Origin of the sequence: Microbacterium sp. IO18 (assembly GCF_049099505.1) — a bacterium.
Taxonomy (GTDB): domain Bacteria; phylum Actinomycetota; class Actinomycetes; order Actinomycetales; family Microbacteriaceae; genus Microbacterium; species Microbacterium aurugineum.
In genome coordinates this window covers 296,626-311,686 of the sequence record NZ_JBMJAF010000001.1, presented here as the reverse complement: position 1 = coordinate 311,686, position 15,061 = coordinate 296,626, and the positions used below count along the sequence as shown (strand labels likewise).

Genomic DNA, 15,061 nt, shown 5'->3' with positions numbered 1-15,061 from the left:
ATGGACAAGGCCGCGACGCTCACCTGGCTGCGCCGGATCTCCGGTGACATCGCCTCGGTGACGATCAAGCGCCTGGAGGACACCCTTCCGTGGTACGCCGACATGCCACCAGCCCGCCGCTCCGCGGTCGGGCTGGTGGCCCAGGCGGGCATCACGTCGTTCATCCAGTGGTACGAGGATCCGACCTCCACCCCGTGGATCGCGGCCGACATCTTCGCCGCCGCTCCCCGGGAGCTGTTGCGCAGCGTCAGCCTCCAGCAGACGCTGCAACTCATCCGCGTCACGGTGGAAGTCACCGAGGAGCGCGTCGCCGGGCGCGGGAACGACCTGCGCGAGGCGATCCTGCTCTACTCCCGCGATGTCGCCTTCGCTGCGGCCGACGTGTACGCCAGGGCCGCGGAGGCCCGAGGGCTCTGGGACGCACGTCTCGAGGCCCTCGTCGTCGACTCGATCCTCACCGGTGAGGCCGACGAAGAGCTTCCGAGCCGCATCGCGGCGCTCGGGTGGCACGGTCACGGCGAGGTCGCTGTCCTCGTCGGCACGACACCGCCGCAGTTCGACGTGGACCTGGTCCGCCGAACCGCCAGGAAGCTCGCCGTCGATGTCCTCATCGGCGTGCAGGGATCCCGTCTCGTACTCGTCCTCGGACGCGCACGCGTGGACGGGCAGGAGAACGAGGAGGAGGAACTCGGGTTCCAGGAGATCGCCTCCCGCCTCGAGCCGTCCTTCGGGCCGGGCTACGTCGTCCTCGGACCCCCCGTGGCCGCACTCGTCGATGCGAGCCAGAGCGCTCGGGCCGCCCTCGCCGGGTTCGCGGTCGCGCGTGCCTGGCGCGGTGCTCCGCGCCCCGTCGAAGCCGATGATCTGCTGCCTGAGCGGGCGCTCGCCGGAGATCCGCTCGCGAAGCAGACCCTGATCGAGCGGATCTTCCGTCCCCTGCAGGCGCATTCGACCGATCTGGTCACCACGCTCTGGAGCTACCTCGACAACGGACGCTCCCTCGAGGCGACGGCGCGCGAGCTCTTCGTGCACCCCAACACCGTGCGCTATCGCCTCAAGCGCGTGAGCGAAGTCATCGGTTGGGACGCCACGGGGCCCCGCGAGGCGCTCATCCTGCAGACCGCCCTCATCCTCGGATCCATCGGCGCCGCCGAGCAGGTGCGCAAGCGGGCGCCGCTGCGACGCCCGCAGCGCTGAGCCCGTCCGCCGCCGTTCTGTACGCCACACACAAGGGTTTTTCGGAATCTTGTGATGGATCATCCACCGCTCTGCCGCAATCGTTGGCAGACTGGGTGGGTGATTGTCGTCGTATGCCCTGGTCAGGGCTCGCAGACCCCCGGTTTCCTCGCTCCTTGGCTCGAGCTCGACGGAGTGGCCGAGCGCCTCGCCGCGTACTCGGACGCCGCGGAGGTCGATCTTCGCGAACACGGCACGGTGTCCGACGCCGACACGATCCGCGACACGCGTATCGCGCAGCCGCTGATCGTCGCGGCTTCGTTGATCGCCGGTGACGCACTGGTCCAGCGAGCGGGCCGACGCGCCGACGGCATCGCCGGACACTCCGTCGGCGAGATCGCCGCGCTCGTCGGCAGCAACGTCATCGACGCCGACACCGGAATGCGCCTCGTCGGCATCCGGGGCCGCGCGATGGCCGACGCCGCAGCGCAGGAGCAGACCGGCATGAGCGCTGTGCTCGGCGGCGATGAAGAAGCCCTCCTGGCGCGACTCGCCGAACTCCACCTCTCCCCCGCGAACTACAACGGCGGCGGTCAGATCGTGGTCGCCGGTGCGCTTCCGGCTCTCGCCGCTCTCGCCGAGGAACCGCTCAAGGGAACCCGCGTGGTTCCGCTGCAGGTCGCTGGCGCGTTCCACACCCGGTACATGGCCTCCGCGGTCTCCGTCCTCCGTGACGCGGTCGCCGATGTCACCCCCGCGAACCCCGACATCACGCTCTGGACGAACCGTGACGGTTCTGCCGTCACGGAGGGCACCCAGGCGCTGAGCTTCCTGGTCGACCAGGTCTCGTCGCCGGTGCGCTGGGACCTCTGCATGACATCCTTCGCAGACGCCGGCGTCACCGGTGTCATCGAGCTCGCGCCCGCCGGTGCGCTGGTCGGCCTCGCCAAGCGCGGCCTCCGAGGCGTGCCGACGGTCGCCGTGAAGACCCCCGAAGACCTCGATGCAGCCGTCGCGCTGCTGAACGGAGAAGCCGCATGAGCCCCACCCTCGCCCAGGTGACCGGACCGGCATACACGCGTATCTACTCCTACGGCGCCGCGCGCGGCGAGAACGCCGTGCCGAACGAAGATCTGATCGGCCCGATCGACTCCAGCGACGAGTGGATCCGCCAGCGCACCGGCATCATCACCCGCGTCCGCGCCGACAAGAACACGGATGCGATCGACCTCGCTGCGGAGGCGGCATCCGAAGCCATCGAGAAGTCGGGCGTGCCGGCCGATCAGGTCGACCTGGTCATCGTCGCGACCATCAGCAACCCGAAGCAGACCCCTTCCGTCTCGGCCATCGTCGCCGACCGCGTGGGCGCGAACCCCGCCGCGGCGTACGACATCAATGCCGCCTGCGCCGGCTACGCCTACGCGATCGCCCAGGCCGATGCACTGATCAAGGCCGGCGCCGCGCGCTACGCCCTGGTGATCGGCACCGAGAAGCTCTCCGACGTCGTCGACCCGACCGATCGCAGCATCTCCTTCCTCCTCGGCGATGGTGCGGGCGCCGCGCTCCTCGGCCCGAGCGACACGCCGGGGATCGCACCCGCCGTCTGGGGCTCCGACGGCTCGAAGGCCGATGCCGTGGGCATGAATGCCACGCTCACGGACTTCCGCGACGGTGTCGCGCCCTGGCCGACACTCCGTCAGGAGGGGCAGACCGTCTTCCGCTGGGCGGTGTGGGAGATGGCCAAGGTCGCCCGAGAGGCACTCGACAAGGCGGGTGTGGAACCCACCGACATCGCCGCGTTCATCCCGCACCAGGCCAACATGCGCATCATCGACGAGTTCGCCAAGCAGCTGAAGCTCCCCGAGTCGACGGTGATCGCCCGCGACATCGAGACCACGGGCAACACCTCGGCCGCGTCGATCCCGCTCGCGAGCCACCGGCTGATGGCCGAGCACCCCGAGCTCTCGGGCGGGCTCGCCCTGCAGATCGGGTTCGGAGCAGGACTGGTGTTCGCCGCGCAGGTCGTCGTCCTTCCCTGAGAATGCGCTGACCTTCTCTAGACTGTTCCACGGTTCCGAATACAACCCGTAAGAAAGAGGAAGACCACATGGCTTTCACCAACGATGAGGTCCTCGCGGGCCTCGCAGAGCTCATCACCGACGAGACCGGCATCAACGCCTCCGAGGTCGCCCTGGAGAAGTCGTTCACCGACGACCTCGACATCGACTCCATCTCGATGATGACGATCGTCGTCAACGCCGAAGAGAAGTTCGGTGTCACGATCCCCGACGACGAGGTCAAGAACCTCAAGACCGTCGGCGACGCCGTCAACTTCATCGTCGCGGGCCAGGAGTAATCCCGGCAGGATGCCACCCCCGCACCTCGTGGGAGTGGCATCCTCCGCCTTGCCCTCTCACCCGTTCGACTTCGTTTCGACAAGGAACCACACCCCATGACCAAGCGCATCGTCGTCACCGGCATCGGCGCCACCTCCGCCATCGGCGGAACGGCCCCGGAGAACTGGACGAACCTGCTGGCCGGCATGTCCGGCACCCGCACGCTCGAACACGACTGGGTCCAGCAGTACGAGCTGCCCGTCACCTTCGCCGCCGAGGCGATCGTCCGCCCGGAAGAGGTTCTCCCCCGCCATGAGGCGAAGCGCCTCGACCCGTCCTCGCAGTTCGCCCTGATCGCAGCACGCGAGGCGTGGGCGGATGCGGGCACCCCCGAGGTCGCCCCCGAGCGCCTCGGTATCGACTTCGCCACCGGCATCGGCGGACTCTGGACTCTCCTCGACGCCTGGGACACGCTGCGCGAAAAGGGACCCCGTCGGGTCATGCCGCTCACGGTCCCGATGCTCATGCCCAATGCGGCCGCCGGCAACCTCTCCCTGCAGTTCGAGGCCCGCGCCTACGCGCAGACCGTCGTCAGCGCGTGCGCCTCGAGCACCGAATCGATCATCCACGCGTACCACCATCTGCAGGACGGTCTCGCCGACGTCGTGATCGCCGGCGGTACCGAGTCCGCGATCCACCCGATCACGATGGCTTCCTTCGCTTCGGCGCAGGCGCTGTCGCGTCGGAACGACGACCCGGCCCACGCTTCCCGCCCCGGCGCGATCGACCGTGACGGCTTCGTCATGGGCGAGGGCGCCGCCGCGCTGATCCTCGAGACCGAAGAGCACGCCAAGGCTCGCGGCGCCAAGATCTACGGCTACGTTCTGGGCGGCGGAGTCACCGCCGACGCGTACCACATCACCGGCAACGACCCCGAGGGCAACGGCGCGGCCCGTGCCGTCACGCAGGCGCTCGAAGAGGCCGGCATCACCGCTGATCAGGTCACGCACATCAACGCGCACGCGACGTCCACTCCGGTCGGCGACCCCAACGAGTACGTCGCGCTCAAGAAGGTCTTCGGAGACCGGATCGATGAGATCCCCGTCTCCGCCACGAAGGCCTCCACGGGACACCTGCTCGGCGGCACCGGCGCACTGGAGGCCATCTTCTCGATCCTCGCGCTCCGCGACCGCGTCGCACCCCCGACGATCAACATGACCGAGCCGGACCCCGCCGTGCCGTTCCGCCTCTCGGGCGCACCCACGGCGCTCGGCGAGGGTCCGCAGATCGCCATCAGCAACTCGTTCGGCTTCGGCGGACACAACGCGGTCCTCGTGGTCGCCAGCGCCGACTGACACCACCGTGCAGCGAGAGGCCCTCCGGGATTCCGGAGGGCCTCTCTTCACATATGCATGAGAATCCGACGGATGTCTGGCCTCCTCCTGGAGATCGGTCATGCAGGCGTGCGCGGATCATGCACGTGTCGAGCGCACTTCGGCCCGGAAGACTCGGGACGGATCCGGGAAGAGCCCGGACGGATGTGGATGCCGCTCAGGCTGGGCGCAGTGTTCCGAGTCGCCGCGAACGAGCCTCACGCCATCGGGTGAGATACGGGAGGAAGACCCCGATCAACGGGCCGACCCCGAACGCGAAGAGCACTGTACCGACGCCCACAGGGCCTCCGAGGATGAAGCCGATCGCCAGGACGCTGCCCTCGATCAGGGTGCGCACCACCCAGACGGCCCATCCGGTGCGCCGAACCAGACCGGTCATCAGCCCATCCCGCGGACCGGGACCGAAGTCCGCGGCGATGTAGAGGCCGGTCGCGAAGGCCAACAGCACCAGCCCGAAGACGAACATCGGAGCCCCGATCCAGACGGAGGGAGGCTGCGGGATCAGGAGCAGCGCGAGATCAGCGCTCGGCCCGACCAGGAGCGCGTTCAACACGGTTCCGAGGCCCACACGCTGACGTAGCGGGATCCACAGCAACAGGACGACGACCGAGACGATCACGGTCATGGCGCCGTAACCGACACCCGTCTGGCCGGCCAGTCCGAGCGCCAGGACGTCCCACGGCGCCACCCCGATGCCGCCGCGCACCATGAACCCGAGCGCGACGCCGTAGAGGAACAGGCCGAACACGAGCTGCAGGAGACGCTCGACGAGGTCCCTGCGGGAGGACGCCTGGATGGGGAGCAGCACGGCACGGAGGAGCATGATTCCACTCTGGCTCCCGCATACAGCGCGATGCCGAGGCCACTGGCGACAAGTGGCCTGCCGATGCGAGTCCAGTTTGCGCCATGCTGGACTCATGGGATCACGACTCGTCGAACAGCTCGGGGCGCACAACGTGGCCGGTGCCGCCGCGAGCGTGCTGGCCGATCGCATCCGCGCCTTGGTCCTCGACGGCCGGTTGACCGTCGGCGAACGCCTGCCCAGCGAACGCGCCCTCGCGCGGGAGCTGCGGCGGTCTCGCTCGACCATCACCCGCGCCTACGGCCTGCTGGAGGATGACGGCTACGTCACCCGGCTGCACGGGGGCAGCACGCGCGTCGCCCTCCCCCACGATCACGCAGCCCCCGGCCTCGACGTTGACGACACGGCCATCGACCTCTCCATCGCCTCCATGGACTCCACCCCCGGGCTGTACGACGCCACCGTGCGGTCGCTCCCGCGGCTGGCCGCACTGCGCGGCACGAGCGGGTACTCGCTGCAAGGACTGCCGGAACTCCGAGACGCGGTCGCGCAGCGGTTCCGTGAGCGCGGAGCCCCGACATCCGCGGAGGAGATCATCATCACCTCCGGGGCGCTCAACGCGGTCAACCTGATCCTCACGGCGATCGGCCGACGGGGCGAGAGAGCGCTCGTCGAGCAACCGACCTTCCCCCACGCGCTCGAGGCTCTGCACCGCCACGGGTACCGACTGGTCCCCACGCCGGTCGACGTGGAGGGGTGGGATACACGGCACCTCAACGAGACGCTGCTCAACGCGCGTCCTCACGTCGCCTATCTGATCCCCGACTTCCACAACCCGACCGGGGCCACCCTGCCGGACGAGGACCGCCAGCGGATCGTGACGACCTCGCGCAACGTGGGTACGCATCTGATCGTCGACGAGACGACCACGGAGTTGGACATCGACCGAGGGTGGTCGCCCACGCCGATGGCCGCCAGCGGACCCAACGTCATCACCGTCGGATCGATGTCCAAGATCGCCTGGGGAGGAATGCGGATCGGATGGATCCGTGCCGAACGCTCCGTCGTCGCGCGGCTGCTCGCGGTACGGCCTTCCTTCGAACTCGGTACCGCACTGCTGGAGCAGTGCATCGCGATCGAGCTGCTCACGGAGATGCCCGCCCTCACCTCGCACGTGGGCCGACGTCTGCGCGCAGGACGCGCTGCCGTCGAAGCCGGCGTCGCCGGGATCCCCGGCTGGCACATGCCTCGCACACCGGGTGGGCTCTCAGCCTGGGTCGACATCGGCGGTCCGCTCTCCACCGCGCTGTCACTGGCCGCGCGTGAACGGCAGCTCATCCTGCCGCCGGGCCCACGTTTCACCACCGGCGGCGTCCTGGAACGACGGTTGCGTCTGCCCATCACCCTCCCGCCCGACCGCACCGCGGAGGCGATGACACGGTTGGCGCTGGCCTGGGAAGACGTGCGCAAGGGCACCGCATCCCGTGCCGACGAGCTCGAGCACGCCGCCGTGATCTGATCCGGACGACGAGGACCCCGCCTCGTCTCCGGGGCGGGGTCCTCATCGTGCGGGGTGGGGATACGTCTTCTCAGCGTCCGGGATGATTCACCGGCATCCGATACTCACGCCTCCCCGCTCCCGGTCTCTGGCGTCGGGACTACCCGACCTTGTGGAGCCAGACGACCCTGGCGTCGTCGCCGGCGTGCCTGAAGGGCTCGAGCTCCTCGTCCCACGCGGACCCGAGGGCGATGTCGAGTTCGCGCTGCAGTTCCACCGCGCTGCCCGCGGCGATCTCCATCGCGTAGCGGATCCGGTCTTCACCGATGACGATGTTCCCGGCCGCATCGGTCTGTGCGTAGTGGATGCCGAGGTCGGGCGTGTGCAACCAGCGTCCGCCGTCGCTGCGCGGTGTCGGGTCCTCGGTGACCTCGAAGCGGAGGTGCTCCCAGCCGCGGATCGAGGTGGCGAGGGCAGCTCCGGTGCCGACCGGACCGTCCCAGTAGAACTCGGCGCGTCGCGCGCCGTTCAGCACGGGCTGCTCGGTCCAATCGAAGTTCACTGCACGCCCGATAGCGCGACCCACCGCCCATTCGAGGTGCGGGCAGAGCGCGCGAGGCGCAGAGTGGATGAACACCACTCCGCGTGCGTAAGCCGTCGCCATGATCTCTCCGTTTCATCAGGTGCGTCTTCCCCAACGACCTGAACCACGAAGTGGCGAGAATATGCGGTTGTGCGCCCATTCTCGCCGAGTTCGCCCGAAATCACAAGCATGTCATTCATGACGAAGGCCCCAGTCACCGGGACCGGGGCCTTCGGACCGCAGTCGGTCCGGAGTCTGACGAGATCAGGCCTCGCTCATGGCCTGCTTCACCTGCTGGCCCTTCGCGGCATAGTAGGCCGCGCGAGCGGCGTCCTTGCGAGCCTGCTCGGCGTACCCGAACTCGAGCGTCTCCTGGTCGACCTCGTAGTTGGGCACGTCGTCGGTGCCGTGGTACTTCTCGATGTAGGCGTCGAGCTCGGGGCCCGAGGTCCACGACGTGATGAGGCAGTAGCGCGGCTCGGTGCCGTTGTGCGTCGCCGCGTGCCACAGGCGCTGCGTGTCGACGATGAGCTGCGCGCCGGCCGGGAGCGCGATGCGGTACTCGATGCTCGGGTCCGTGCGGTTCTCGCGCAGGACGAAGTAGCTGTCCTTGTCATCGGTCAGGTTGAAGAATCCGCGCACGACCCAGCCTGTGCCGTCGGGGTTCAGACGGTTGTTGTCGTCCTGGTGGAGGTTGTAGAGGCAGTCGCCGTACGGGGTCGGCTGCAGCTCGATGACGCGGCAGCGTCCGACGTTGGCGCCCGGCTCCTGCGCGCGACGCGTCAGGTTCGGGGCCTTCTCGGTCTGCGAGTCGATCCAGACGCCGTCCTTGTCGGTGCGCGGCGGCTTGTGGTTCCAGAAACCGTTGCACTCGATGTCACCGAAAGCGCTCGCGAGCGGAGCGAAGCGGGTGTCACCCGACGACTTCCAGTCGTTGTACTCGATGTCGAGCCACTCCTTGGGGTCGAGCTCCTGGTTGTAGCTGTCGAGGACGACGAATCCCTTGTCCTCGAGGGCAGCGGACTTGATGTAACCCATGATCGAGTCATGTTCCTTTCATCGGGGGCCAGCACGTTTTAACAGGCCCTGATAAGGCAAGCCTAACAGCGAAGCCTGCGCCCCCTTCGGAGGTCGGCCGTGCATAACCGAATAGACTGATCGGGGTGCCCGGCGAAGTCTCGGCACCCGTCGCTACGGGAGGACGAGACACCAGCATGAGCACCGCGACCAACGTCGAGGCGACAGCAGTCAACACGATCGAATGGCTCGCGGCGGACACGTCCACGATCGTGGTGCCGGTGTACCAGCGCCAGTACCGGTGGGACATCGGCGGCTGCGAACGGCTCCTCTCCGACATCCGTGCCGTCGCGCGCGAAGACGACGCGCACCGCCACTTCCTCGGGTCGATCCTCTCCGCGCAGGACGGCGCATCGACGGAGTCCGACCTCATCCTCATCGACGGACAGCAGCGCATCACGACGCTCATGCTTCTCGTGGCGGCCCTGCACCATGCCATCCGCGACACCGACCCCGTGCTGGCGTCGTCGCTCGAACGCGTCCTGGTCCGCTCCGATGGCCCAGGACGCACGAAGCTGCGCCCCCACGACGCCTGGGCCGAGCTCTACGAATCCGTCGTGCTCGACCGTCGCGACGACGCGGATCGTGAGTCGCGCTTCGACGACAACTACGCGTTCTTCCGCAGCCAGATCCACGTGGATGAGGTCCCCCTGATCTGGCGCGGGCTGCAGCGGCTCGAGCACGTATCGATCACTCTCGGCGCCCGAGCGAACGCGCAGCAGATCTTCGAGAGCCTGAACTCGACCGGCGAGCCTCTGCGCGATCACGAGCTCATCCACAACTACATCCTGATGGGCCTCAGCCACGCGGAGCAGGTCGACGTCGAAGCCCGCTTCTGGGTGCCGATCGAGCACCACACGGGAGAGTCGATCGGCGCGTTCTGGCGGCACTACCTCGTCCTCGTGACGGGGCGTGAGGTCGCAGCGAACGGTGAGCACGGCGTGTACAGCGCCTTCCGGCAGTCCTTCCCCCGTGTCGACGTCGCGCATCTCCAGGCCGACGCCGAGGAGTGGCGACACCATGCAGAGATCTACGGCGTCCTGCTCGACCCGACGCGCGAGCCGGATCCGGAGATCGCCCAGCAGCTGCGTCAGGTCACGACCTTCGGCCGCGCCTCCGCCCCGTTGGTGATGAGCGCCTACAGCGACCACCTCCGCGGTCGCATCGACCGCGCCGAACTCATCGAGACCCTGGAGTGGCTTCAGGCGCTGTATCTCCGTCGGGCACTGGTCAACCTGCCGTCCGAACGTCTCATCGCTCGCCTCTGCCGCGCGCGCCGCGACGGCCGCGACGCACTCGCACGCGCGTTCGCCCGCATCACTCCGTCGGACGAGCGCGTGAGCGCAGTTCTGAAGTACAGCGAACTCCCCCACCCCGCCTATGTCCTGGGACGTGTGGAAGGCGTCGACGACCTCGACGCGTACGACATCGAGCACATCGTGCCGACCGTTCCGGGAGACGCCTGGTCCGGCGACGGTGAGCGCCCGTGGAGCGAATACACCGAGGATGAGCAGAACAGCCACCGGGCGCTCGCGCCGACCCTCGGCAATCTGACTCTTCTCGAGCAGCCGTTGGCGGAACGGGTGTTCGGTGCTTCCTTCCCGATCAAGCGTGTCGAGGCCTACGCCCGAAGCTCCGTGCCTGCGACGCGCGACCTCGCTGAGATCCCCTCCTGGGGCACGGCGGCCATCACCCAGCGCACCGTCGCCCTCACCGCCGAGCTGATCCGCATCTGGGCGCGCCCCGCCCTCCCGGAGATCGACGACGACGGACTCACACCGATCCTGGACGCCGTGCGGCGTCGCGGATGGCCCACCGGATGGGAGCGCGAGTTCGACTATGTCGAGTACCGCGGTGAGCGCTGGGAGGTCCCCGACGTCAAGTACCTGTTCAACCGGGTCTTCCGTCGCGCCTGGACCGACACGAGGGAGGCAGCCCTGGCCTATTGCGCGGCACACGGCGGGCCGATCTACCAGGACATGGCCTGGAAGGGCCAGTGGGACCAGCTCGACGAGGGCCACTTCCTCTACATGGGCTGGGACTCCAACTACATGATGACCGCTGTGCAGGGCGTGCTCGAGGAGTCGGGCATCGCCTCAGAGGTCTTCGTCAAGTACTCCTACATCGGGAACGTGATGTGACCATGAGCACCACCGTCCGCCAGCTGCTCGACCTCACCATCGAGGACCACACCCTCACCGTCCCCCTGGTCTGGGACGACGCCTCCGACCCCCGCACGATCGAGGTGTTCGCCCGCGTGGTCTCCCGCGCCGGCGGGGAATCGCTCCCGTATCTGGTCTTCCTCCAGGGAGGCCCGGGCCATGAGGCGCCGCGTCCGTTCCATTCCTCGACCGCGCCCGCGTGGCTCGACGGCGCACTCGCGCACTATCGGCTGGTGCTCCTCGACCAGCGAGGTACCGGACGCTCGACCCCGGTCGGAGATCACGACCTGGAACGCGGTACGGACGCCGTGGCCGAGCACCTCACCCACCTGCGCGCGGATGCGATCGTGCGCGACTGCGAGGCCGTGCGCGAGCACCTGGGTGCCACCACCTGGAGCGTGCTCGGACAGTCGTTCGGCGGCTTCACCACCCTCGCGTACCTCTCCACCGACGCCTCTTCGCTCGACGACGTGTTCATCACCGGTGGCCTCAGCGCCGTCGGGCGCCACCCGGACGACGTGTATGCGCTCTGCTACGACAAGATGCGCGACGCCTCGGAGCGCTACTACCGCCGCTTCCCCGAGCATCGCGACGTGATGCGGCGCCTCGTCGAACGTGCGGATGCCGGAGACATCGTCCTGCCCGATGGAGAAGTCGTCTCACGCTCGCGGCTGCGGTCGCTGGGATCCGCTCTCGGCACCGACGACGGCTGGCAGACGGTGTGGTCGATTCTGGAACGTGACCCGTCCTCCAACGCCTTCCGGTACGACCTGATGCACGCGATGCCCTTCGACGGCCGCAACCCGCTCTACTTCGCCTTCCACGAGTCGAGCTACGCCGACGGACACGCCACGCGGTGGTCGGCTGAACGCACCGAGCCCTCCGACTTCCGCGACGACCCGACGTTGTTCACGGGCGAGCACATCCGTCGCGAGTGGACCGAGACGGTGCCCGCTTTCCGGCCGTGGCGCGACGTCACTCTCGCGCTCGCGGAGCACGAGTGGCCGAGCATCTACGATGCAGACGCGATCGCCTCATCCGGAGCGACGGGCGCCGCCGCGGTCTACGTCAACGACGTCTACGTCCCGATGGAATTCTCCCTCGAGACGGCACGCCTGCTTCCCGACGTCACGCTGTGGGTGACGAGCGAACACGAGCACAACGGACTCCGCTCCGGGCCGGTACTGTCGCGCCTGATCGACCTGGCCCACGGACGCCGTCTGCGCTGAGCGACTCCTCCCCCTCGGGGCGGATGCCCTCGTTCCCGCTGCCGTCTAGCCTGGAGGGCATGGAAGAAGGTGTGGGCGTACTCGTCACGGTCGGCGTGCTGCTGCTCCTGCTTTCCGCCGTCATCGTCGCCATCGCGTTCCGCTTCTCGCGGATACCGATCGAGAAGAAGTACGAATCCGGCGGAGGGGGCCTCGGCGGCGCGTTCGATGCCGTCTGGTCGCCGTCTGCGCACGAGGCGGGTATCGAGCGCGACCGTCAGACGCAGCGGACCGCCCCGGCCCCATCCCCGGGCGATCCTCGGGACACGATCGACGACGGCCGGATCCGGCTCGACATCTGACGACCGGATCCGACGCACACGTCCGAGCACGACGAAGGCCCCACGCTCCGAGGAGCATGGGGCCTTCGTCGTGGCAGTCGTTACTTGGACGAGCCGCCGAAGCCCTTGAAGCGCTGGTTGAACTTCTCGACGCGACCGGCCGAGTCCATGATGCGCTGCTTGCCCGTGTAGAACGGGTGCGATGCCGAGGAGATCTCGACGTCGATCACCGGGTACTCCACGCCGTCCAGCTCGATGGTCTTGTCGCTGGTGACGGTCGAACGGGTGAGGAACGTCTCGCCCGAGCCGAGGTCGCGGAACACGACTGCCTGGTAGTCGGGGTGAATGTCAGTCTTCATGGGATTCCTTAGTTGCTGCCCTGGATTGTGCCAGGGACGAGGGAAGTCTGCGGTACAGAGAGCACCAAGGGTCGATTCTATCAGACGCTGGTCACGCAGCTGCGCGGGCGGCGTAGCGGCCGTCTTCGCTGCTGAGCACGATGGGCATGCCGAACGCCTCGGTCAGGGTCTCGGCCGTGAGCGTCTCGCCGATGGGGCCCGCCGCGACGACGGAACCCTCACGGATCAGCATCACGTGGGTGAAGCCCACGGGGATCTCCTCCACATGGTGCGTGACCATGAGCATCGCCGGGGTGGTCGGCGACGATGCGTATCCGCTGAGCAGCGCCAGAAGCTCCTCCCGCGAACCGAGGTCGAGGGACGCCGTCGGCTCGTCGAGCAGCAGGAGCTCCGGGTCGGTCATCACCGCACGCGCGATCTGCACGCGCTTCTGTTCTCCGTCGCTGAGAGTGCCGAAGGTGCGGTCGGCCAGGTGGTCGAGACGCCAGTCGCCGAGAACACGGAGGGCTCGACGCTCGTCGATGTCCTCGTAGTTCTCGTTCCAGCGGCCGAGCACCGAGTACGCAGCGGTGAGCACGGTGTTGAGGACCGTCTCGTCACGAGGGACACGCTTGGCCATCGCCGACGACGCGAATCCGATGCGCGGACGCACCTCGAACACGTCGGTGCGTCCCAGGGTCTCCCCGAGCACGGTCACGGTTCCCGACGTCGGGTGCATGAGCGTGTCGGCGAGCTGCAGCAGCGTCGTCTTGCCCGCGCCGTTCGGGCCGAGGATCACCCATCGCTGATCGTCGTCGACCTCCCAGGTCACGTGATCGATGATGTTGCGCCCCTCACGGCGCACGACGACGTCGGTGAATTCCAGAGCACTCGGCATGGTCCCAGCCTATCGGCTCAGGGCGTCAGCTCCGCGTACAGCGCGCGCGTCGTCTCGGCGATCGATGCCCAGCTGAAGTCGCTGCGTGCACGCTCCCTCCCGGCCTCGCCGTAGGCCCGCGCCCGCTCCGGGTCCATGGCCACCTCGGTGAGCACGGCGGCGAGATCGGCGACGAAGCGGTCCGGGTCGACCGGCGTGCCGGTACCGTCCTGCACCTGATCGATCGGCACGAGCCGACCCGTGCGCCCATCCGCGACCACCTCGGGGATGCCCCCGGTCGCGGTCCCGACGACGGCTGCTCCACAGGCCATCGCTTCGAGATTCACGATGCCCAGAGGCTCGTACACCGAGGGGCACACGAACGTCGTGGCGGCGGTGAGAATCGCGGAGAGTTCATCACGCGGCAGCATCCGCTCGATCCAGATCACTCCGTCGCGACTCTGTTGGAGCATCCGCACCCCCTCCTGCACCTCCGCCATGATCTCCGGGGTGTCCGGGGCCCCGGCGCACAGCACGAGCTGGACCTCAGGCGGGAGCATCTGCGCGGCCCGGAGCAGATACGGCAACCCCTTCTGCCGAGTGATGCGCCCGACGAAGACGACGGACGGTCGCGAGGGATCCATCCCGATCGATCGAAGGAACGCCTCGTCCTGCACCGGCCGCCAGCGTTCGACGTCGATGCCGTTGTGGATCACGCGCACTTTCGCGGGATCCACCTGGGGGTAGCTGCGCAGGATGTCCTCCCGCATGCCGGCGCTCACGGCGATCACGGCGGCGGCGTTCTCGTAGGCGAGGCGTTCGATGCCGCTGGAGATGGCGTAGCCCCCTCCGAGCTGTTCGGCCTTCCACGGGCGCAGGGGCTCGAGGCTGTGGGCGGTGAGCACGTGCGGGATGCCGTGCAGCTGAGAGGCGAGGTGACCGGCGAAGTTCGCGTACCAGGTATGGCTGTGCACAAGGTCGGCGTCGGTGATCGCTGACACGATCTCGAGGTCCGTCCCCAGCGTCTGCAGCGCAGCGTTGGCATCAGCGAGCTCGACAGGCGTGCGATAGGCGAACGTACCCGCTTCTTCGCGCGGCTCGCCGAACGCACGCACCCGCACATCGACGTGCTCGCGGAGCGCAGCGACCAGTTCCGCGACGTGCACGCCGGCACCGCCGTAGACCGCGGGCGGGTACTCCTTCGTGATCATTTCGACTCGCATGTCTGAACGCTAGTACAGCAGCCGTGAACGCATCTATGGTGGAGCC

15 protein-coding genes are annotated in these 15,061 nt (G+C 68.1%); 9 read left to right on the top strand and 6 right to left on the bottom strand.

The annotated features are described in order from the left end of the window. The 5 genes from ACLF6J_RS01560 (at position 1) to ACLF6J_RS01540 (ending at position 4,867) form a co-directional block, all read left to right on the top strand. Complete coding sequence (locus ACLF6J_RS01560; protein ID WP_047520064.1) at positions 1-1,197, top strand: PucR family transcriptional regulator; 1,197 nt, start codon at positions 1-3, stop codon at positions 1,195-1,197. 99 nt (positions 1,198-1,296) lie between these two features. Further along, positions 1,297-2,217 carry an ACP S-malonyltransferase gene (locus ACLF6J_RS01555; protein ID WP_134353807.1) on the top strand — a complete coding sequence of 307 codons (921 nt, stop codon included), beginning with the start codon at positions 1,297-1,299 and terminating at the stop codon, positions 2,215-2,217. Further along, entirely contained in the window at positions 2,214-3,215 is a 1,002-nt protein-coding gene (locus tag ACLF6J_RS01550; RefSeq protein ID WP_131491154.1) for a beta-ketoacyl-ACP synthase III, read from the top strand. Before ACLF6J_RS01555 ends, ACLF6J_RS01550 begins: the two co-directional genes overlap by 4 nt. Positions 3,216-3,283: 68 nt before the next feature. After that, on the top strand, positions 3,284-3,532 hold the full coding sequence (locus ACLF6J_RS01545; RefSeq protein ID WP_017202249.1) for an acyl carrier protein: 249 nt from the start codon (positions 3,284-3,286) through the stop codon (positions 3,530-3,532). A gap of 96 nt (positions 3,533-3,628) precedes the next feature. Beyond that, positions 3,629-4,867 (top strand): beta-ketoacyl-[acyl-carrier-protein] synthase family protein, encoded by a 1,239-nt coding sequence (locus tag ACLF6J_RS01540; RefSeq protein WP_134353808.1) that lies wholly within the window; start codon positions 3,629-3,631, stop codon positions 4,865-4,867. A 196-nt stretch (positions 4,868-5,063) separates the two neighbouring features. Here the strand turns inward: ACLF6J_RS01540 and ACLF6J_RS01535 are convergent, their stop codons facing one another. Then, complete coding sequence (locus ACLF6J_RS01535) at positions 5,064-5,729, bottom strand: YczE/YyaS/YitT family protein (RefSeq protein ID WP_134353809.1); 666 nt, start codon at positions 5,727-5,729, stop codon at positions 5,064-5,066. 94 nt (positions 5,730-5,823) lie between these two features. Between ACLF6J_RS01535 and ACLF6J_RS01530 the strand changes: the two genes are divergently transcribed. Beyond that, positions 5,824-7,227 (top strand): PLP-dependent aminotransferase family protein, encoded by a 1,404-nt coding sequence (locus tag ACLF6J_RS01530; RefSeq protein ID WP_134353810.1) that lies wholly within the window; start codon positions 5,824-5,826, stop codon positions 7,225-7,227. A 139-nt stretch (positions 7,228-7,366) separates the two neighbouring features. On the opposite strand, the gene ACLF6J_RS01525 is transcribed toward ACLF6J_RS01530, so the two are convergent. Further along, a complete protein-coding gene (locus tag ACLF6J_RS01525) occupies positions 7,367-7,870 on the bottom strand; it encodes a DUF3145 domain-containing protein (protein ID WP_134353811.1) in 504 nt (167 codons plus the stop codon). Positions 7,871-8,053: 183 nt separating this feature from the next. Beyond that, positions 8,054-8,827: a hypothetical protein gene (locus tag ACLF6J_RS01520; RefSeq protein ID WP_047520053.1), complete on the bottom strand. Its 774-nt coding sequence runs from the start codon at positions 8,825-8,827 to the stop codon at positions 8,054-8,056. A 176-nt stretch (positions 8,828-9,003) separates the two neighbouring features. Between ACLF6J_RS01520 and ACLF6J_RS01515 the strand changes: the two genes are divergently transcribed. The 3 genes from ACLF6J_RS01515 to ACLF6J_RS01505 are packed head-to-tail and all read left to right on the top strand — an operon-like array spanning position 9,004 to position 12,598. Further along, a complete protein-coding gene (locus tag ACLF6J_RS01515) occupies positions 9,004-11,007 on the top strand; it encodes a DUF262 domain-containing protein (protein WP_134353812.1) in 2,004 nt (667 codons plus the stop codon). A 2-nt stretch (positions 11,008-11,009) separates the two neighbouring features. Further along, complete coding sequence (locus tag ACLF6J_RS01510; protein ID WP_166804728.1) at positions 11,010-12,257, top strand: alpha/beta fold hydrolase; 1,248 nt, start codon at positions 11,010-11,012, stop codon at positions 12,255-12,257. Positions 12,258-12,316: 59 nt separating this feature from the next. Next, complete coding sequence (locus ACLF6J_RS01505) at positions 12,317-12,598, top strand: hypothetical protein (RefSeq protein WP_134353814.1); 282 nt, start codon at positions 12,317-12,319, stop codon at positions 12,596-12,598. 80 nt (positions 12,599-12,678) lie between these two features. On the opposite strand, the gene ACLF6J_RS01500 is transcribed toward ACLF6J_RS01505, so the two are convergent. The 3 genes from ACLF6J_RS01500 to glgA all read right to left on the bottom strand — a co-directional run bounded on the left by ACLF6J_RS01500 (position 12,679) and on the right by glgA (position 15,015). Beyond that, positions 12,679-12,936, bottom strand: coding sequence for a type B 50S ribosomal protein L31 (locus tag ACLF6J_RS01500; protein ID WP_047520045.1), 258 nt, complete (start codon positions 12,934-12,936; stop codon positions 12,679-12,681). 91 nt (positions 12,937-13,027) lie between these two features. Further along, on the bottom strand, positions 13,028-13,813 hold the full coding sequence (locus ACLF6J_RS01495; protein WP_047520043.1) for an ABC transporter ATP-binding protein: 786 nt from the start codon (positions 13,811-13,813) through the stop codon (positions 13,028-13,030). A gap of 17 nt (positions 13,814-13,830) precedes the next feature. Continuing rightward, positions 13,831-15,015: a glycogen synthase gene (gene glgA / locus ACLF6J_RS01490; RefSeq protein ID WP_134353815.1), complete on the bottom strand. Its 1,185-nt coding sequence runs from the start codon at positions 15,013-15,015 to the stop codon at positions 13,831-13,833. Positions 15,016-15,061 lie beyond the last annotated feature (46 nt).